The organism is Nonomuraea sp. NPDC049714, from assembly GCF_044465295.1.
Lineage (GTDB): Bacteria > Actinomycetota > Actinomycetes > Streptosporangiales > Streptosporangiaceae > Nonomuraea.
The window spans coordinates 360,703-379,868 of sequence record NZ_JBITLM010000004.1 but is presented as its reverse complement, the minus strand read 5'-3'; the positions used below and the strand labels follow the sequence as shown (position 1 = coordinate 379,868).

General features: G+C 62.9%; 18 protein-coding genes. 6 read left to right on the top strand and 12 right to left on the bottom strand.

Features of this window, described 5'->3' with window-relative positions:
• Nucleotides 1–137: 137 nt before the first annotated feature.
• Complete coding sequence (locus tag ACIBQX_RS19395) at nt 138–1,013, bottom strand: GNAT family N-acetyltransferase (RefSeq protein WP_397006235.1); 876 nt, start codon at nt 1,011–1,013, stop codon at nt 138–140.
• Between the two features lie 1,060 nt (nt 1,014–2,073).
• Here ACIBQX_RS19395 and ltrA point away from each other — a divergent pair.
• The 4 genes from ltrA to ACIBQX_RS19375 all read left to right on the top strand — a co-directional run bounded on the left by ltrA (nt 2,074) and on the right by ACIBQX_RS19375 (nt 6,700).
• Nucleotides 2,074–3,336 (top strand): group II intron reverse transcriptase/maturase, encoded by a 1,263-nt coding sequence (gene ltrA, locus ACIBQX_RS19390; protein ID WP_397006233.1) that lies wholly within the window; start codon nt 2,074–2,076, stop codon nt 3,334–3,336.
• Nucleotides 3,337–3,738: 402 nt separating this feature from the next.
• Nucleotides 3,739–4,146 (top strand): transposase, encoded by a 408-nt coding sequence (locus ACIBQX_RS19385; protein WP_397006231.1) that lies wholly within the window; start codon nt 3,739–3,741, stop codon nt 4,144–4,146.
• A gap of 281 nt (nt 4,147–4,427) precedes the next feature.
• Nucleotides 4,428–5,375 carry a phosphotransferase enzyme family protein gene (locus tag ACIBQX_RS19380; RefSeq protein ID WP_397006229.1) on the top strand — a complete coding sequence of 316 codons (948 nt, stop codon included), beginning with the start codon at nt 4,428–4,430 and terminating at the stop codon, nt 5,373–5,375.
• Between the two features lie 203 nt (nt 5,376–5,578).
• Entirely contained in the window at nt 5,579–6,700 is a 1,122-nt protein-coding gene (locus ACIBQX_RS19375) for a glycosyltransferase family 4 protein (RefSeq protein ID WP_397006227.1), read from the top strand.
• Between the two features lie 300 nt (nt 6,701–7,000).
• On the opposite strand, the gene ACIBQX_RS19370 is transcribed toward ACIBQX_RS19375, so the two are convergent.
• Both ACIBQX_RS19370 and ACIBQX_RS19365 read right to left on the bottom strand, forming a co-directional pair.
• Entirely contained in the window at nt 7,001–7,567 is a 567-nt protein-coding gene (locus ACIBQX_RS19370) for a transposase (protein ID WP_397006225.1), read from the bottom strand.
• Nucleotides 7,530–7,745 (bottom strand): winged helix-turn-helix domain-containing protein, encoded by a 216-nt coding sequence (locus tag ACIBQX_RS19365; RefSeq protein ID WP_397006223.1) that lies wholly within the window; start codon nt 7,743–7,745, stop codon nt 7,530–7,532. Before ACIBQX_RS19365 ends, ACIBQX_RS19370 begins: the two co-directional genes overlap by 38 nt.
• Before the next feature lie 23 nt (nt 7,746–7,768).
• Here ACIBQX_RS19365 and ACIBQX_RS19360 point away from each other — a divergent pair, with 23 nt between their 5' ends.
• Nucleotides 7,769–8,164 carry a helix-turn-helix domain-containing protein gene (locus ACIBQX_RS19360; RefSeq protein ID WP_397006221.1) on the top strand — a complete coding sequence of 132 codons (396 nt, stop codon included), beginning with the start codon at nt 7,769–7,771 and terminating at the stop codon, nt 8,162–8,164.
• Between the two features lie 3 nt (nt 8,165–8,167).
• Nucleotides 8,168–8,941, top strand: coding sequence for an IS30 family transposase (locus ACIBQX_RS19355; protein WP_397006806.1), 774 nt, complete (start codon nt 8,168–8,170; stop codon nt 8,939–8,941).
• A 105-nt stretch (nt 8,942–9,046) separates the two neighbouring features.
• Here ACIBQX_RS19355 and ACIBQX_RS19350 read toward each other — a convergent pair whose 3' ends face one another.
• The 9 genes from ACIBQX_RS19350 to ACIBQX_RS19310 all read right to left on the bottom strand — a co-directional run bounded on the left by ACIBQX_RS19350 (nt 9,047) and on the right by ACIBQX_RS19310 (nt 19,156).
• Nucleotides 9,047–10,669, bottom strand: a complete 1,623-nt coding sequence (locus ACIBQX_RS19350; protein ID WP_397006219.1) for an ISL3 family transposase — start codon at nt 10,667–10,669, stop codon at nt 9,047–9,049.
• A 41-nt stretch (nt 10,670–10,710) separates the two neighbouring features.
• Entirely contained in the window at nt 10,711–11,151 is a 441-nt protein-coding gene (locus ACIBQX_RS19345; RefSeq protein ID WP_397006217.1) for a transposase, read from the bottom strand.
• Between the two features lie 206 nt (nt 11,152–11,357).
• Nucleotides 11,358–12,185 (bottom strand): DeoR/GlpR family DNA-binding transcription regulator, encoded by an 828-nt coding sequence (locus ACIBQX_RS19340; protein ID WP_397006215.1) that lies wholly within the window; start codon nt 12,183–12,185, stop codon nt 11,358–11,360.
• Nucleotides 12,186–12,651: 466 nt separating this feature from the next.
• The gene (locus tag ACIBQX_RS19335; RefSeq protein WP_397006213.1) at nt 12,652–13,359 is read right to left on the bottom strand and encodes a PIG-L deacetylase family protein; all 708 of its coding nucleotides are present in this window, start codon (nt 13,357–13,359) and stop codon (nt 12,652–12,654) included.
• Nucleotides 13,328–14,320: an NAD-dependent epimerase/dehydratase family protein gene (locus tag ACIBQX_RS19330; protein ID WP_397006211.1), complete on the bottom strand. Its 993-nt coding sequence runs from the start codon at nt 14,318–14,320 to the stop codon at nt 13,328–13,330. Before ACIBQX_RS19330 ends, ACIBQX_RS19335 begins: the two co-directional genes overlap by 32 nt.
• 35 nt (nt 14,321–14,355) lie before the next feature.
• Nucleotides 14,356–16,317, bottom strand: coding sequence for a DegT/DnrJ/EryC1/StrS family aminotransferase (locus ACIBQX_RS19325; protein ID WP_397006209.1), 1,962 nt, complete (start codon nt 16,315–16,317; stop codon nt 14,356–14,358).
• On the bottom strand, nt 16,314–17,495 hold the full coding sequence (locus tag ACIBQX_RS19320; RefSeq protein WP_397006804.1) for a radical SAM/SPASM domain-containing protein: 1,182 nt from the start codon (nt 17,493–17,495) through the stop codon (nt 16,314–16,316). Before ACIBQX_RS19320 ends, ACIBQX_RS19325 begins: the two co-directional genes overlap by 4 nt.
• 16 nt (nt 17,496–17,511) lie before the next feature.
• Complete coding sequence (locus ACIBQX_RS19315) at nt 17,512–18,288, bottom strand: class I SAM-dependent methyltransferase (protein WP_397006207.1); 777 nt, start codon at nt 18,286–18,288, stop codon at nt 17,512–17,514.
• The gene (locus ACIBQX_RS19310; protein WP_397006205.1) at nt 18,272–19,156 is read right to left on the bottom strand and encodes a phytanoyl-CoA dioxygenase family protein; all 885 of its coding nucleotides are present in this window, start codon (nt 19,154–19,156) and stop codon (nt 18,272–18,274) included. The genes ACIBQX_RS19315 and ACIBQX_RS19310 overlap by 17 nt, the downstream gene beginning before the upstream one ends.
• Nucleotides 19,157–19,166 lie beyond the last annotated feature (10 nt).

The window sequence follows — 19,166 nt, the reverse complement described above, 5'->3', positions numbered from 1 at the left end:
ACACCATTTTCGGCACCCACACGCCTACAGCCGCCTGTGCCTGGAGAAGCTCGGCCGCCTGCCCGGCCTCGACAAGCCCACCTCGCAGAACGCCATGAAAGGCCCTTAAGCGAGGCAGCTCGCTGCCCCTGTGACGCTCAGAAGTCGTCGGCGCGCCAGTAGACCGCGTTCGGCGCGTTGACTGTGACGGAGGGGTCGACCGCCAGCGGGCGGGCCATGCCCGCCGCGTCGAGGACCGGGCGCACCTCTTCCAGCAGGTACGGCAGCGCGGGATCGTCCGGAGTGAGGCGGGCCGAGGCATCGGTGATGCCGCGCCTGGCGGCCTCCGCCGCGACCGCCGACAGCAGCGGCGGCAGGTGGCCGGCCGCCTCGAGTAACTCCACGGACTCTTCGTGCCAGCGCGTCGCGACATAGCCCGAGCCTTCGTCGAGGAGCAGGTCTACGGCGTTGTCGTAGAAGAGCGGGACCCGCCGCCGCCAGTCGCCGGCGGAGCGGGCTGTGCTCAACGGGCGGCTCGCGTTGTGGCGGTCATAGAGCTCGGCAAGCAGGGGCCACTCGTCGAGCGTCGCGCGCCGTACAGACGGGGAGGGGCCGCCCGGCCGCGAGAGCCGGCCGCGGACGTGGGACCGCTGAAAGACCTTCCACCCCGAGCTTTCGTAGACGCCGGGGGTGCCGGTGAACAGCAGCGACCACGCGCAGCCCGAGGCCGTCATCGACTCGACGGCCATGGCCAGCAGCCTCCTGATGTGGCCGCGGCCTCGCGCGGCTGGCGACGTGGCCACGTTGGCGACGCAGCCCACCAGGCCGGACCCGCCGCCGGCGGAACGCAGGCGGCGCGGCATCCAGTAGACGACCGACTCCACCCCCTCCGCCCCTACCGCCACGAAGGTGCGGCCCAGCCGGTCGTCATCGGTCTCGTAGAGCGGGACGAGGCGCGGGGTCGCGAAGGCTGCCGACCAGATGGCGTGAATCTCCGGCTCGTCGGCGGGTACGGCGGCGCGGTAGGTGATCATTCATCCCATCCGTTCGAGGAGTGCCTGGTGACCGCGTGCCGGCGACCAGAACGGCCTCGTGGAGGGCAGCGCGCTGGGGAAGGACCGACCCCGCAGTCGCGGGAACACGCTGACGAGCACCTGGAACCTTTCGCGGGAGCCGATCACGAATGAGATCTTTTGCCACCCCCGAGCCCATGTCAACCGCGTCCCATCATTTTGCCGCGCTGTGGCGACCCCGGCCCCGGATCCGGAGTCTGCCGCGACGAGGGGCTCGGGTCGCCGGACAACGGGGCTCTCGGATTGCTGGGTGAAGTGGTGGGCGGTTGCCGGGCAACGGGGCGATGCCGCGCGACGCGCGGATCGCCCGTCCCGGTGGATGGGCATTTCCACCGGGTCGCGGGCTCTGTCGCAGAAACGGTGGCGACTGATCGTGATGTCACCCGAGCAGGATCCGGTGGCGTAGCCGGAAGCCAGCCCGTTCGTACATCTGTCGTTTGGTGTGTCCTGAACGTGAAGGGGAGTCGATGTAGGTCGAGTTCTTGATGCGGTGCTGCACGGATGATGAAGGATTTGGCCCTTCGGAGCCGCCCTGCGGAGGGAGGCTTCAAACCGCCTCATGCTGCCTTGGCTGAAGACCGTCGTGGTGAGCGATGAGGAAAAGGCGCCCCCGAGGTGTCAGGTGGGGATCAGGAAGACGAACGCAAGTGAATCGTTGCTGACGTGTCGAGACAGATGCAGATGACATCAAAACCGGGGTGTCAAACGGATCCCGGGATGGGTCTGGCGGGTGTTCCGTTTACTGGCCAGACGGTGTCCGGCATGTAGACGACGTGAGCCTAATCTGCGGCTTCCGTGTGGAACAGGAGAAGGCGTGCCCGGATACGCCCTGCTCGCGTGAGCAGGGGAGAGGGAGTATCCCAAGCGGTGCCCCCGCAAGGGATTGAGTACCGTCGCCGGGCGACGCTGGCGGACCGGTTCGTAGTAGCGGTGAGGTCTCTGTAATGGAGACGGAGCGAAGGGGCCGGGTTGACCGTGGCTGGTTTATTCGATCAACCGGAAGTGCTCCGGGAGGAGTCGCGTGAATGAGCTGAAAGCACCAGGCAAGCCGTTCGAGGTTTCGAAGCGGGCAGTCTGGGAGGCGTGGGAGAAGGTCAGGGCAAACAAGGGCGCGCCGGGAGTGGATGGGCAGACGATCGCGGAATTCGAATCGGATCTGAAGAACAACCTGTTCAAGATCTGGAATCGGATGTCGTCGGGGTCGTACTTCCCTCCGCCGGTGCGCGCGGTGGAGATCGAGAAGGCGCACGGAAGCGGCACCAGAATTCTGGGTGTTCCGACCGTCGCTGATCGGATCGCGCAGACGGTGGTGGCCATGGAGTTGGAGGCGAAGGTCGAACCGATCTTCCACCCGGACTCCTATGGTTACCGCCCCAAGCGCTCTGCGCTCAACGCGGTGACGACCTGCCGGCAGCGGTGCTGGAAGACGGACTGGGTAGTCGATCTGGACATCCGGAAGTTCTTCGACAGCGTGCCGTGGGACCTGGTCGTCAAGGCGGTCGAGGCGAACACCGATCTGCCGTGGGTGGTGCTATATGTCAAGCGGTGGCTGAAAGCGCCGCTGGCCCTGCCCGACGGCTCGTCGCAGGTCCGGGGCCGGGGAACCCCACAGGGCTCCGCGGTCTCGCCCGTGCTCGCGAATCTGTTTCTGCACTATGCGTTCGACACTTGGATGACTCGGGAGTTTCCCGGTGTCGCCTTCGAGCGCTATGTGGACGACGCGGTGGTGCATTGCGTCAGCGAGGCCCAGGCACTCCACGTGCTCGCGGCCCTCCAGATCCGGATGCGCGAGGTGGGGTTGGAACTGCACCCGGACAAGACCAGGGTCGTGTACTGCAAGGACAGCAACCGGCACGGCTCCTACGAGCACACCGCGTTCACGTTCCTGGGGTTCACGTTCCGGGCCCGACAGGTGCGGTTGAAGACAGGGAAGATGTTCACCGGCTTCAACCCAGCGATCAGCAACGACGCCTTGAAGAAGATCAGTGCGCAGGTGCGGTCTTGGCGACTGCACCGACACACCGAGGTCTCCGAAGCGGACCTCGCCCGGCGGATCAATCCGATCGTGCGAGGTTGGATGAACTACTACGGCGCCTTCTACCGATCAGCGCTGTATCCCCTCCTGGGGCGCATCAACGCCTACCTGATGCGCTGGCTCCGCAAGAAGTACAAACGACTGCGAGGACGAAAGAAGGCACAGGACGCCTGGACCAAAACCGTCACCAGACGGCCTCGGTTCTTCGCCCACTGGGTCTGGGTACCAACCGTCCCCGTCGTCTGGTGACCAGGGCAACAAGAGCCGTATAACGAGAGATCGTTACGTACGGTTCTGTGAGAGCCGGAGGCTGCAATGCCTCCGGCTACTCGACATCTTTTTTGTCTTGTTGACGCCCTCGGTGCCGCCGTTTTGATGCAGGAGGGTGAGTCCGGCGTTGACGGCGGCGCGGTCCTGATCGAGGCCGGTGCAGAAGCTGTGGAGGTGGGGCAGGTCCGCCTCGCGGCCCACGGTGATCCAGGAGTCGAGGCCTTCGGCATTGTTGGGATCGGGTTTGAGCCTGGCTCTGCTTGGAAGATGAGGCCGGTCAAGGGCTGAGACCGCCCAAGGACCGCAGTTGGGGGCGGCGCGGGGGTGACGCCGGTCGTGAGGGTGTCCGGTAGCGGGTCGGGGACGGTGATGATCGCCGGCTTGATCGCCACCAAGCCCGGCCACATGCCGCGGCTGATCTACCGGATCCGGTTACGGCGCGGCCGCAAGGGCGAGCGCAAGTCGTTCTCCGAGGCCTACCACATCGCGCTACTCGATGCCGCCCACCAGCAGCTGGGCGGCCCGATCGTGCTCGTGTGGGACAACCTGAACACCCACGTCAGCGCACGGATGCGCGGGCTGGTCGAGCATCGTGCCTGGCTGACGGTCATCCTACCCGCCTACGCTCCCGAGCTGAACCCGGTCGAGGGCGTCTGGGCTCACCTGACGAAGAAGATGCTGAACGAACTCGCCCGACTGATCAAGACCCGGCTCAAGAAGAGGCAGTACCGACCCCATCTGATCAGCGGCTTCATCACCAAGATCGGACTGAGCGACAAGCCACCATAACCTCAGCTTTCAAAGCTCTTCTAAACAGCCCTATTGCCCGCCACCCCAGTGAATGCGAGAGACTACGAGTCGAGCGACATTCGGCTGCCCCATGGCGACGCTGTGCGGACCACGCGTATCGTAGATCGAGGTCGCCAAATTCCTCCGTCAGTGGTTAAATAGGGTCCTCCAGGCTTAGCTCCCAGGCTCTCGGGCGGTTACTCATGACTGAATCTAATCAGCAGAAAAATGAGTTTATGTCTTACATAAGAATGGCATATGGGCTGAAATGTGGATCGAAGATGGAGATCACGCCCATCGGTAGAGGTGCGATGGGAATGGTGCATAGGTTGGCTATAGATGGACACCTATATGCCATAAAGGAGTTCTACTGGGAGATGAACGAAGGAGCGGCCCGGAAAGAAGCGGCGTTCCGTGATTTGGCGGCATCAGTGGGAGTCAGATCACCGATAAATATCCGAGCCGTGGATGGTAATTATCTGCAGACCCTTCCCGAAAGCCTAGGCGGTAGGATGGTTCGGCTTTATACATGGCTTGAGGGTGAGCATGTAGACACCAACGATCCGGCGACGGCTGCACAACTCGGAGAATTGATGGGGCGATTGCACGGGCTTGCATCCCCCGTCTACGGAAAATCCCATCCCTGGTATGAGGTTGTCCCGGAGAAGAGCGAATGGGAAGAGATCGCGCGCGCGGCGACCGCAGCTGATGAGGATTGGGCGCCGCTCTTTCGTGAAAGTCTTGAGGAAATCCTCGATCTGGCGAAATGGGTGAAGCCGATACCGGAGCATGAGCGGATCATGTGTCACTTGGACGTCCAACCGTCGAATGTGCTCGTCGACGGTGCGGGTCTCATGCTGCTCGACTGGGATGATGCCGGCCCGGGAAACCCGGAGCGAGAGTTGGCATCGGTACTGTACGACTGGCATGTGCGAGACGGTGTTGTGAACCGTGCCGGGGTATTGCAAACCCTTGCTGCCTATCGACAGGCCGGTGGCCGCGCCGTGTTGAGGGGAGAGCATGCCTTTGCCATGAGCGCGGCAGTGCTTCTCAATTATATCGCGGTTCAGGCGCGGCTCAGACTGGACGCCAATGCCGAACCCATGCATCGCGAGAACGCCCAATCTGAATTGGAGAGCGTGCTGGCCGATCTTCCATCGCAAAGTATATATACGGAAATCCTAGATGTCGTTTCCGAAGAATCGACAGTGGGCCGTCACAAAGAATGACGGTTATTAAGGAATGGAGTCGCGATATGCGGCTTGCTCTCGAAGAGATTGAAAACGTCCAGGGCCTTCCCAAGGTTGCCGGCGACTTCTTCTCAAAAGAGTTCCTACATGCATAGGTAGGTATGCCCTCCTCGATTGATCTCCTCAGGGTAATATCTGCATCATGAGCACCTTGGCCAGACACCTGCGATCATCGTTCAGATATGAATGTCTCCCAAGAGAAGGAAGATGACACGATGCGCGTTCTCCATATCTTAAACAACGGTGGAGTGAGCGGCTCGGAGCGCCACGTCGAGGAGTTGGCATCGGCCCAGCGAATGATAGGTGACCGCGTCGGTGTCCTGTGTATGACGGGGGAGTTCCCAGCAGGAAGCCTCCGCTCGCGTGGAGTGGATGTCGTGGTCGATCCGCAAGTCTCACCTGATAGCACGCTCAGTTCCGGGACGCTGGCAGCGGCCCGTAAGATCGCGATGAAGCGGATAAGAGATTTTGACCCCGAAGTGGTGCATGTGCATTCGAGATGGGCGGGGACGATAGTAGTACCGCCCGCCCTCTTGGAGGGCGTTCCTGTGGTCTATACCCATCATTCATTGGATTGCTCCCCATTTCTGCTTGCGGCCAGTGTGCAAGGACTTCAATTTCCCGTTATTGCCGTCTCTGAGGCGAGTGCTGAGAGGCTACGCTTACGCCTTGGGACTAGCTCACACATTACGTGTGTTCCGAATGGGGTCCGACCCACCACGCCTCTCGCAGATGCTGAGGTCAAGAATGGTTCGCGTCAAACCATAGCCCTAGTTGGCAGCCTCATCCCGGTGAAAGGTATTGACATTGTCATTCTGGCCCTCAGATTAATCTACGACATCAGAGGCGTCGAACGGACCCCCACTCTGAACGTCTTTGGCCAAGGTTGGGAGGAGTGCACGCTACGCATCCTTGCTGAGCAACTTGGAGTCGAAGACTTGGTGCGATTTCGAGGGGAAAAACTTGGCGCCGTGAACGCGCAGATGGGAGCTGATGCGATCATTATCGCTTCTCGGGAAGAGTCCGCTCCGTTAGTTTTGTTGGAGGCTATGCATGCGGGAATTCCGGTAATCGCATCGTCAGTCGGCGGAATTCCTGAAATCCTCCCGGATGCCAGCTTTGGGCTCACATTCGCGGCAGGGTCATACAGGGAACTTTCCGCCAGAATAATGGACACTATCGACGACCCATCTGCGGCAGCGTCCCGAGCTCGGAATGCACAGGAACGATACTGGACGGAGTACACCGCTGAGGTCATGGCCCAGCGAACGCGCGCCGTGTACGCTCATGCTCAGAGCGGTTGATGCGCCGGTACGAACCGAACCAGGCCGTAACCGTTGATCCGGAGCCAGCGCTTGCGCCTAATACGGCCGACGCCATTCACTTGCTGAGGAGGACGTACGCGGTGGCCAGGCGGGTGCCGCCGTGGAACCCGCGGGCGCGGGCTTGATGGCAGCGGCTCCAGGCGGACCAGTAGGCGGTATGTTCTAGGAATGGCCGGTGGGCGATAACGGCGGTAAATAGCCGTTTGATCTGGGTTCCCCCTCGCGAAGTGCTACACAGGCTGAATTCAACCTGTGTACAGAGGTTGAAAGTTCGGGGTTTCATGTCGACCGCGGGTTCGTGATCAGGCCGGTGTGTGCCAGGAAGGCGTCCAGGAGGCTGGCGCGGTATTGCATCTGCTTGAGTCGGCTGCGGATGACTACGGCGAGGTCGTCGAGCGTGCAGGGGGCCAGATTGCCCAGGCCGCGTTTGAGGTGCGACCACACCATCTCCACGGGGTTGAGATCAGGGGCGTAGGTGGGCAGGGGGAACACCGTCAGCCACGGGCGCGTGTCGATCAGGGCGCGCATCCGGGCGTCGACGTGAATGTTGACGTTGTCCCAGATCAGCACGATCGGCTCGCCGAGTTGCTGGTGAGCGGCGTCCAGCAGACGGGCGTAGTCGGTTTCGCTGAAGCCTTTGCGTTCGTTCTTGCGGCGCCGGTAGATCCTCATGCGGTAGATCAGCCGGGTCCGCTGCCCCGGCTTGAGGCAGATCAGTCCGGCCAGATTGATTCGGCCGGAGCCCTTGCCCGAGACGGTGACGGCCGGGTGTGTCCACGGCGGGACCAGGTGCGGGCCTTGGGAGGCCTCAGCGATTGTCCTGCTTCGTCGGCGAAGCAGATCCACGCGTCCTGGTCCCGCGCCGTTGTTCCGCCAGCGGCCAGGTGTCCTTCACCCAGGTGGCGATCGCCTCGTCGTCGCGCTCGGCGGCGCGGCGCCGGGGGACCTGCGGGCTCCAGCCTGTCGACGGCGCGTGAATACTGATCCCCAGGCGACGCTCGGGTTCTAGTGCTTGTCGCAACACACCTGATCATGGAGGGCGTGTTGATGGCGAGGCGAGGGCCCAAGCGCAGGCTGGATGTGGAGTCGGAGTACTGGCGGCTGGTGCTGTCCGGCGTGGGAACGGTTGGGGCGTGCCGGGTTCTCGGAATCGGGCGCAAGACCGGCTACCGGTGGCGGGCGGAGAACGGCGGGCTACCGCCGGTGCGGGTGGCCGAGAGCGCCCGATCCAGCCGGTTCTTATCGCTGCTGGAGCGGCAGCGGATCGCGACCTTGCGGGCGCAGGGCCTGGGAGTGCGCGCGATCGCCGGCCGCCTGGGGCGTTCCCCGTCGACCATCAGCCGCGAGCTGCGGCGCAATACGCTCCCACATGATCGAGGCGCCTACGATGGTGATCTCGCTCATGCGCGAGCGCGGCAACGGGCGAGGCGGCCGCGTCAGTGACGGCTGCTGGAAGACGGGCAGCTCCGCGCGGAGGTGCAGGCCAAGCTGGAGCTGGACTGGAGCCCAGAACAGATCGCCGCGTACTTGCGCAGAGCGTGGCCGGACCGACCGGGCTGGCACGTCTGCCACGAGACGATCTACCAAGCGCTCTATCACGGCGGCAAGGGCGGTCTGAGCCGCAACCTCACCCGCCGGCTACGCACCGGCCGACCGTTGCGCAAGCGCCGCCGCCGACCCGACCGGCGTCAGCCGCGGTTCGTCGCTCCCGCACTACTCATCGACCACCGGCCCGCCGTCGTCGAGCTCCGCCATCGAGTCGGGGACTGGGAGGGAGATCTGATCACGGGTCGGCTGAACCAGTCTGCGATCGCCACCCTCGTCGACCGCAAAAGCCGCTACCTGCGCCTGGTTGCGCTGCCGGCTCGTCACGACGCGCAAGCCGTTCGTGATGGCCTGATCGCTGTCCTCGACGGCCTGCCGACGGCCGCGCGGCTGACGCTGACCTGGGATCAGGGTGCGGAGATGTCTTGCCACGACCAGATCGCCCCGTACCTCAGCGAGGGCGTCTTCTTCGCCCATCCGGGCAGCCCGTGGCAGCGCGGCACCAACGAGAACACCAACGGGCTGCTCCGCCAGTACTTTCCCAAGCGCACCGACCTGTCCGCTCACACCGAAGCAGATCTACGCGCCATCGAGGAACGCCTCAACAACCGTCCCAGGAAGACGCTCGGCTGGCGCACCCCTGCTGACATCTTCCACGAAGGTCTGGCACTATGACTGTCCGTCACCGTTGCGATGATCACTCGAATTCGCCCTAGAACCCGAGCGTCGCCAGGGGGTCAGGATTCGGGCTCTGGCACGATTTTCGTGAAGTGGTCCGGTTCAGTCGGCGAGTAGGACGCGTTTGCGGAGAAGGTCCGGATTCGCTCGCCCGTACATCTGCCGTTTGATCATCTTGACGCGGTTCACATGCCCTTCCACCGGGCCTGAGCTGTACGGCAGGGTCAGCCCGGCGCGTGCGGCGTCCAGGTCGCGGTGTAGGCCGGCGATGAAGGAGTGCAGGTCGGGCAGGTCATCGGCCCTCGCTGCGGCCATCCATTGCTCCAGTCGTTCGCCGTGGCGGTGCAGCATCATGTGTGCGAAGGCGCTGACGTGCTCGCGCAGCGCGGCCAGGGGCGGGCAGGCGGTGGTGAGGTGGTTCAGATGCCGGCGTTCGTCCTGATGCAGGGTGGCCGGGTCGCGGAGCAGCCATCCGGCGGCTTGCCGAACGCTCGGCGGTCGTGCGGGCGCGGGTGGGCGGATGGCGGTGGCGCGCCAGGGGCGCAGGTATTGGCGCAAGGTAGTGGGCCGGCCTTGGTAGCCCTGGGCGCGTAGTTCCTGGTAGAGCTGTTCGGCGTTGGTGTATCCGGCGTTCCAGCGCTGGCGCAGGTAGGGCTCGAAGGCGTCCAGGAGCCGGGGGCGGCGGCCGGTGCCGTCGTTGACCAGGAGTTCTTCAGGGCTGTCGGCGCGGGCGAAGCGGCGTACGGTGTTGCGGCCCAGACCCAGGTGCGTGGCGATGGCACGCAGGTCACGCCCCTGGGCGAGGAGGTCATGGACTGCCGCGTGCCGTTGCCGGGTGCGTTCGGCCATGCGCCCGCTGCGAAGCTGCGGCTCCGGCGCGGGGACGGCTTCGGAGGCCGGTTCGTCCTGGGTGGGCGCGTCAGGAGGCGACGCGGACTCTGTGGGCAGGGTGCGTAGGACGGCGCGGTGCTTGGCCATCGCGCGTTCGACGGCTTCGCCCAGGTTCCTCCACATGTGCCAGCGGTCGGCGACCTGGATCGCTTGCGGGGCGCCACGGGCGGCGCCCTCGGCGTAGCAGCCGGCACGGTCGCGGCAGATGATGTGCACGCCGGGATGGCCGGTCAGCCAGGTGGCCAGCGCATCGGCCGAGCGTTCGGCCAGCATGTCGATCGGGCGGCCGGTACCGATATCGATCAGCAGGGTCCCGTAGCGGTGGCCGCGGCGCAGCGCGAAGTCGTCCACGCCCAGGATCCGCGGCCCCGCGGATAAGACGGGGTCGGGCAGAGCGCGGATGATCCGCAGGAGAGTCATCCGGCCGACCGCCACTGCCAGACGGGCGGCGAGACGAGCCCCGGCCCGACCGCCCAGTGCCAGCGCGATCGCGGTCAACGCCTCACGCAGAGCGGTGCTGTCACGGCCATGACGCCGGGTGAGGCCGGGCACCTGCTCAGCGAAGGTCGCCTTGGCGCACCCGGCGTCGCGGCAGAAGTACCGGGCCACCCGCAGGTGAATCACCACCTCCTGACCGGCCAGCGCCTGGTCGCACAAGCGCCGTTCATAGCGGCTGTGCACCTGCCGCGAAACGATCCCGCACGCCGGGCATCGGGCCTGGGAACTGCCCGTTCTCGCTTCGATCCGCACCGTGGCGCCCGCGCGGAACAGGCGGTCGATGTGGACACCGGCCAGATGGGGAAAGCAGATCCCGAGCAGCTCAGAGACGATCACGCGCCATGATCCACGCTAGCCTGAGCCGCCCGCCGGAAGAATCACGAAAATCGTGCCAGAGCCAGGATTCGACCGTCGTTGACACAGCCCAGCCGATGTAGCAGATAGGAGATGCCGCGCGGGGTGTAGGACAGGTGGAACAACCTGCCGACCAGCACCGTGATGCGCGCCAGGGTCCAGCGCTGATCCTCGGTCCATCCCCAGGTGGCCGGACCGGCGTCCAACGCGGCCTCTAACCGCTGCACCTGTGCATTGCTGAGCCGGCAGCGCTGCCCGCCCGGCCCTTTCGACTCCAGTGCCCCGGTTCCTGCCGTACGCCAGGCCTTGTGCCAGACGTAGGCCGACTTGCGGGAGACCCGCAGCTTCTTGGCCACCGCAGGCGGCGACATGCCCGCGGCGAACAACCCGGCAGCCTCCAAGCGGACCTGTTCACGCTTGGCTCGCGCCGCCGGGGTCAGACCACCACCATCCGGATAACGCATCCCACCGGCATACTCCCGAACCCCGCCGCGAGCAGGCAACCGCGCGGTGACACCTCAGTCTTTCAACCTCTGTACCGCTTCATCGATGTCGTCTGTTCCGAAAATGCGTGGCCGTTCTTTGAGAACTGCATTCTTCACGCGGCTACGCTCGGATCCCAGTTCCATTTCTGACCCTGGAAAGAAGCCCATGAGATCCACATGCCGTTCTATCCGCAGATTTGTAGGTCCAGCCCAGCTCTCCGGCACTCTTCTACAATTCGGTTGTCTGCAGATCCCCCGGTCAGCAACAAATCAGCCTCGGTAAGCTGACAGATCGTTGCCAGATCTTTATGGCCCAACTTGGAGCCCGCTGCGACAAACACCCGGCGCGAGGCAGAACGAATCATCATCTGCTTGATTTCGACCTCTGGCAGATTTCGATCAGTGAAACCATCCTTGGAATGCACGCCACTGCAAGCTAGAAAAGCTGTGTCGACATGGATCTCAGTGAGAATTTTCGTGGCCAGAGGATTAACCAGGGAGTGTTGCAGCGGTCTGAGTGAGCCCCCCGTGACGAATATAGTAAAACGGGGGATGGCGCATTCGAGCCCCAGTGCGATCGGTAAGGAGTTGGTGAATATCACTACATCATGCAAATCGGCGCGCTTGACTAGACTGTGAGCCACGGCCATGGTTGTGGTTCCACCGTCCAGGATGATGCTCTCGCCCGATGAGACAAGCTGAGCAGCGGCATGGCCAATGAGGATCTTTTCCGTTAGAAAGTCATCTTTGGAGTCCTGAAGTGGGGATTCCATAGGATCGCTCGTACGGTCAGAGGGTACGCCGTCGGGCTGTCTACTGTCTAATGCACCACCGCGTACCCGCCGAAGTCTGCCCTGACTGGCCAGGGCATCCAGATCAGTTCGCACGGTGACGCGCGAGACGCCGAACTCGTCGGCCAGATGTCCAACGTGGACAAAACCGCGATCGGCGACAAGGCCTGCGATACGTTCCCGGCGTACTCCTGCTGGTAAACCTTCAGAGTTAAGAATCATGAGAATATTTTGCCGAGTTCTTCAAACGGTCATTGGCGTTCGGGCTAGCGAATCGCCTGCTTGATCAACACTCTAGAATGGCTGGTTGTAGGGTTCGATTGCGCTTATATCGATAATAACAGTGTCTCTCGTGCCCCTCGGGCGATAGGGAATTGCGCTTCAGTGTGGGCCGGTGGTGGTGAACAAAGTAACCTATTCGAGGCCATCTTCCAGATCGGTTTCGCTGGGCCTGACAGCCGTCTCGCAACTTAGCCTAAATCTACTGGGGGAATCCGGAGTGACGGCTGTGAAGTGAGGTGAGTTGCCTCCGAGCTGGGAGGATTCGAGTGTTTAGGCTTCCAACGGTCGCAGTCAAAGAAGACCTTGAAATAAGATTCCTCAACAAGCTCATCCCATGATCTATGAATGTAGTTCTGGGCCCCCTATTTCATCGCCTCCCGTATTCCTGTGGCCACAATCGTATCTGCTAAATGGCAGTCCTGTGCACCTCGAAGGCCTCCGCATGCCTGACACCCATCTCGGCGCCACGCAAGGTCGCCAGCGCTCGCACGGACTCTTCGCTGCGAATGTGCGGACTCGGCCGGTACTGCGTCGCATAGGCCTTTAGGGCCTGTAGCTTCATAAGCAAGTGATCACCAATGTCGGCGAAGGCGGCGCAGCGGCCGAGCGGCTTGACCGCCCACTGGATCTTGGCCATTTCATAACTCATCACATCGGAGACGAGCCATTTGCCGAACTCTCTGCCGATAGGCCTCGCCGCCGCGAAACCCGCCGCGAAGACAGCCGCATGGTCTTGGTCGTAGTCGTCGCCGCTGGGCAGGAGTAGCAGCTCGGGCTCCCGTTTATCGATGTGGTCCTGGATCAGGTCGACAAGATCTCGTTTAGGCAGTGTGTCCAGCCGCTCTGTGAGGCCTCTGTCGCCATAGGCGATCGAGTAGGTGAAGGAGAGTAGCTTGCTGACCTCTTCGACCTCGGCCAGTCGCTGCTCGTACGTCGTCGGCACCGCGAGGCCGTAGTGCTTCATTCCGTCGATAGCGCAGTAGAGGACGTGCACGTCGCTGCCCGTCGAGCTGAGACGGGACACCAGCCCTCCGCAACCGAGCACTTCGTCGTCGGCGTGCGGAGAGACGATTAAGACCTTATTATAGTGGCGCACTGCGACCTCGCACGTCATTGCAATCGCGGTAGTAACGTCCGACGCGCTGAATGAGCTCGTCCAGTTCTACTTCCGGATACCAGCCAAGATCATGAGCGGCCTTGAGCACGGGTATCTTCTGGAAGGAGGCAGCCTCGGCGTACTCAGGCCCGTGCACCTCTCGACCGTCGACGTGAAGAATGGGAGAGTCGCTGGACAGTTGGCTTTTCACCCGCTCGGCGAGCGTGACGATCGATGTCTCATTCGCCGGGTTACCGATGTTGATGATCTCGGTAGGCCCAGCGAGCGCTGCGTCCAGATGCTTGGTGAGGAAGTTCGTCAGGTCCGAGACAGCCGTGAATGCACGTCGTTGCTGCCCGGTACCGAATACCGTGATCGGCCGGCCAGACAGCGCTTGTTGCACGAACGTCGGCATCACGAAGCCACCCGCCCGGGACTGTCGCGTGCCGGCAATGTTAAAGGGACGGATGATAACGACGCAGAGTCCGCGCTGTCGGCTGTTCAGAGCCATAGCCTCGGTCAGGGTCTTGCTGGCGGCGTATTCGATGCGCGCGTTGTAATTCGTCGGAATTCGAATGTCATCGCCTTCGGCGAGCAGGCCGCTGCGACCGTAGACTTCGGCGGAGCTGAACACGCACAACGGGACGTCCGCCACTAAACACGCCTCGATGACGGCAGCAGTGCTGTTGACGATGTCAAATCCGAGACGTCCGGCATGGGGCAGAATTCCTGCCGGCCCCACGTGAGCAGCAGCGTGGATGACCCGGTCCGCACCTGTGAAGTCTCCATGCACAGCCAGATACTGCTCGATCGGCTGGCGAATCACCGTGCACCGATGATCATCGTCATAGTCCGCGCCATCGATCACCGCTCCGACGGCCGAGTCGATGATCCTAACTCGATATCCGGCGGTGAGATACGCGTCTACGACATGTGATCCTATGAACCCAAGCCCGCCGGTAACGACCACTTCTTTCATGCACTCCACCCGTATCAGTCAGGTCAGCGGAACGGTTATTGCGAGTACTCTTGGTTGGACATCCCTCCTAGCCTGTACCGCAGAGTCGCCCTCTCGGAGCACGCCGTGGGGACGGCGAGGCGGCGGAGCTGATCTAGCAGGATGTCGTCCTCCCCGACCCGCCCGGCAACCTCTTCCGGTGTGCGTTCCCGCTGAAACTTAAGGATGTTCAGAAGTCGCCTGCTGAACATCCACTCCCCCATATCTACCATTCCGACAGACACGCTGTCTCTGACGATGTTGAGGCCACTGCGAAAGACCTCTCGAGCGGCCAATTCGCGATATCGCAAAGCAGCCGCTTGGCCGGCGGGCAACCATGGGAATCGGTCCACGGTTGTCGGTTCACCACGCGGATCCATGAGAGTCCGCCACGAATGAACCGCCTGATACCCCCGGCTGATCAGCCTCAGCAGAGTGGAGAGATGATCTGGTTCCCAGATGTTGTCATCGTCGAGGAACGTTACGTAATCCGCAGTGGAGCCGTCCGCTGCTGCTTGACGAATCGCTGCGATTCTGGCGAACGGCTCCTGTGGGGCGATGTCATTGCCCACATGGCGGATCTCCGCGATCGCGGGGTCTGCATCCCGGAGCAGCGCCAGACTCTCAGACGTCTGCCTGGATGTACTATCGAGCCAGAGAGTGACCCGCACATCCGCGTTTACCTGTTGCCGCGCGACGCCCGCGAGCGCGTCGGAGAGACTCTTGCGCTGGCCTTGCGTCGTCACGATCACGTCGATCGACGGCCTCCCGGTGGCGCGTGCGGACCCGAAGGGTGCTGCTGTCCGCCCGTCGAACATGGCATCCGCCAGTCCCGTGAGTTGCTGCCGATCCGCGAGGAAGGCCTGGTGAGGGACCACGACATGGCGTTCGTGCCATCGCCTGGAATGCGTAATCTGGTGACCTATGTGGCCAAGCAGGGCGTACTGTTTGATGGTGTTTGGGCGGTAGAGAGGGCCTTCGACGACTGGTGGGTACACCCGGTCCAGGAGCAGGCCGGTGATTCGATGCACCTCGGCGACGAATTCGCTGGCATCCCCCCATTCGTCGGGGATCTGAACCGCGAGGCCGTAGAAATTTCCTGACTCCAACGCACCCTGATCGGCGAAGTACCTCGCGCCCAGCTCGATGAGACGGTCGCAGAAGGCCGCTGCACCTGAGGACCGCCGTGCCGACTGAGCGGGCATTCGCTCAAGCTGATCCATGAGAAGGCCCGCCGCCAGTTCGGATGCCGCATGGTTAGCTCCGTGAAGCAGGAAGGCAGGCTCCAATTCGTTGGCCGCGGTCTCCTCAACGACCAGCGCGCGACGGCGGGAATCCATCACTAGGGATTCGACTCGCGCTGCAATCGCGGGGTCATCCGTGAGGATCGCACCGCCTTCCCCGCAGGTGAGAATCTTCGTGGCCTGCAGGCTCATGATGCTGATGTCGCCGAGCGTACCCGCCAGGCGCCCTGTCGAGGTAGGCGCCAGCTGCGCGTGCGAGGCGTCCTCGACGAGCTGGACCCCGGGATAGCGTGCGCGCAGCGCTTCTAGGTCGAAGTGCTGCGCATAGAGGTGAACACCCAGCAGCACCGTCGGCTCGCATCCGCCATCGATCGGCAGACACGGAGAATCATCGGTGGCGTCGAAGAATGCTGGAGTCGCGCCGACCCGCAGGACGGAGGTGGCGCAACTGACCCACGTGGTGGCTGGCATGAGCACGATATCTCCTGGGCCGACGCCCAAGGCCTGGAGAGCCACCACGATCGCACTTGATCCACTGGTGGTCAGAGTGCAGTGGCGGCGGCCCACGCGCACCGCGAGCCGTCGAGACGCCACGCTGCCGCGCGATTCCCACGGGCTAGTGGACCCACTGACGGCCAGTCGCCCGCTGAGTAGGGTCGCCGCGAGAGCCTGGGTCGACCACTGGTCGGTCTCCGGCCATTGCGGCCAATGAGATCGGTCGACGGCGGGGGTCATGAATCGCTGCCTTCCTCGGTCAATGGGAGGGGCGCTATCAGTGGTAGAGGGCGTCGATCTGACGGCAGCGGCTGGAAGGAAGCGCAAGCCGCAGAGGTCAACAGCACACGATGCTTCTCGTACGGCGGATAGGAGAGTTCATCGAAGTCGGTGTACCGATTGCTATAGCACCAACGGCACTCTTCGAATCGGGACGAGATTGCTGAACGTCCAACGGTGTGTTCGGCCCGAAGCTGGCGATAGGCCGGTCCGTTCCAGATCTGGCCGAATTCGCTGACGGACAGATTGCCCAGGAGGTACTGGTTTCCAGGGACTCCGATGAGGTGATCGCAGAAGCCGACCTCGCCACGATGATTGATGTAGCAGTACATCCATGGATGCGTGCAGGTCTTGTCAGCGTGCTCAGGGGCGGCCCATTCAGGGGCCAAGGCCGCGTTGAGCTGAACCTCGACATTCTCCTTCTCAGCGGCTGCCGCAGACTGTCGTAGCCGATCAAGCAGCTCCTCGCGGTGGAAGCGTGGGTTATCCGGATCCTCGTCCCCGAGCGAGACGGGATTGAGCCGGATGCTAAGGCCGAGCCTGGCGGCATGCCCGACGATGCCGATCAGCTCTTGCAATGCGGCGGTCTGGACCACCACGTTGAGGTGGATGTTGCCGGTGCCGACCCCGCTACGATGACCTTCATCAGCTAGAATCTCCAGATTGCGAAGAACGATGTCGAGCTTCGTGCCCTTTCGCAATGCACCGAACGTCTCCTGCTCTGCCGCGTCGAAGGAGACCGTAATCAGTGCGCCGCTGCTGACCAAACGGCGCCACAGCCGTTCGTTGGAGACCGTCAGGTTGGTCACCAATCTGACGCGACAGCCGTACGCGAGCGTTTTCTCGACGAACTCGGGGAACTGCTTGAGTATGGCGCTCTCGCCCCAGCCACGCAGGTCCACGATCTCGGCGGTGGGGAACAGCTCTTCCGCGATGCGATCGAAGAGCTCCTGCTTCATGTTCTTCGACTTCTCGAACGGTCCGGCCGAGCGGCACATCGGGCATGCGAGATTGCAGTTCTCGGTCAACTCGACGAACAGTACGCGCGGCCTGCTGATCAGTGCGGTTGCGCGCCGCTCAAATTCCTCCAAGTTGATTCTGCGATTGGTCTCACGACGGACAGTCCAGTCGCTGATCATGGTCACGCCGCCTCCCTCACACCGCTGCGGCCGATATGAAAATGTGGTCAAGACCGGGTGGAAACGCCGCAGGATCCACCTGAGTGATGGCGAACCCGTTGAGCTCTAGGGTTGCCGTGACCTCTCTGAGTCGGCGCGGGTACATGCGCAGGGTTCGATACCAGGTCCGTTCTACGAAACCGGCGGGATCGAGCAGTTCATAGCGGAAGGTGCTCTGGATGATCCCCAAGCCGTCATATTCCGACTGCTCACCGACGCGCAGCGTGCGGTCACCGGGATAAGGGAACGATCCGTGGGTGCGCGTGAGCCCGCCCTCTGTGCCCGTGATGGAGCCCAGGAACACGACGTCGAAGCGGGAAGCATCGAGCAGAACCGTCCCGCCTGTCTTAATGACCGTGCGTACGTTCGCCGCCAGTTCGTTCAACAGGTCATCGCTGAGCATGTGGCCGATGAAGTCGTTGGGTAGAAGGACCGCGTCGACCGTCCCGAGATCCGGCAGCCGTGGTAACTCTTCTTGCTGCAATCGCACCCGTGCTCGCACGTCGGGGCTCTCCTTCTCCAGATGGTCGCTCAGCCGGGCGAGCATGGTTGGAGAACTGTCCAGGCCGATGACGTCGAATCCGTGCCTGGCGAGCGGCAGAAGGGTGTCGCCAGTGCCACAGCCCAGCTCCAGCACTCGGCTTCCAGGAGCCAGCTCACTCGTGTATTTGTGATAGGTCGGCCCGACCCGGGGCGCGTGGCCGACGTTGAGGTCATAGAGATGCGGGTCGTAGAAGTTATTGATCGAGTCCATCACCGTCAGACTCCAGCTGAATGAGTTCTAGACTTGCCATGACGTCGGCAAACGCTGGTCGTGAAGCTCCCGACCACGCAGGGTCGTAGTAGGGGTAAACCGCAAGATCGAAATTGTGGCCCGCGGAGAGAAAGGAGCTGATATACGAGCGGACAGATTCGCGATCAAGGTTGCCGACGGGGGTTGCGGCGTAGGAGACGCTCCACTGCAGCCGGTCGCGCCCAAGCAGGCTGGCGTGCCACAAGTGAACATCGAAGAAGATGACGTCACCTGGATTCGTGGCGAGGACGACTCCGGGCCAGCGCCCAGCCTCGTCGCGCTCATCGAACACCGGTTCCCTGGCTGGCCAACGGTCGCGATATCTGGCGAGGCGTCCTGCTTGCTCGAACTGATGCGAGCCTGGCAGCACCTGAAGCGCTCCCGTGGAAGCTGCCAGTGGGTCGAGGTATGCCACGGCCTTCACCGCCCGCAGCCGTTCATCCGCTGAGTCGCAGTGCCATGGCGACGCGTCCCGGTACAAGATTCCCTTCGCGGGCTTGGGCACGACTTGTGAGCGAAGCAGGGTCCCGGCCACACCCAGGAATCGAGAGTCGGCCAGCAACGCACGGCTGAGCGGCGTGGCAGGCCCGACCATCGGCAGGTACAGGCCGGCCGTTCCCGTCGCGAAATCAAGAGGCCGCCGCCGAAAATCGTAGCTGGAACTCAATGCCTGCTGGACTTCCTCTCGAAGGGCATTGACCTCGCCAGGTTCCAGCAGGCCCCGGACGAGCAGATATCCGTGAACTTCGTAGAAGTCCCTACTGAATCCGTCGATGGAGCACATGCGTCCTCGATCCGTGTCCATCCGGCGACTCTGCGTGCCGCGCATAGGCCGGACT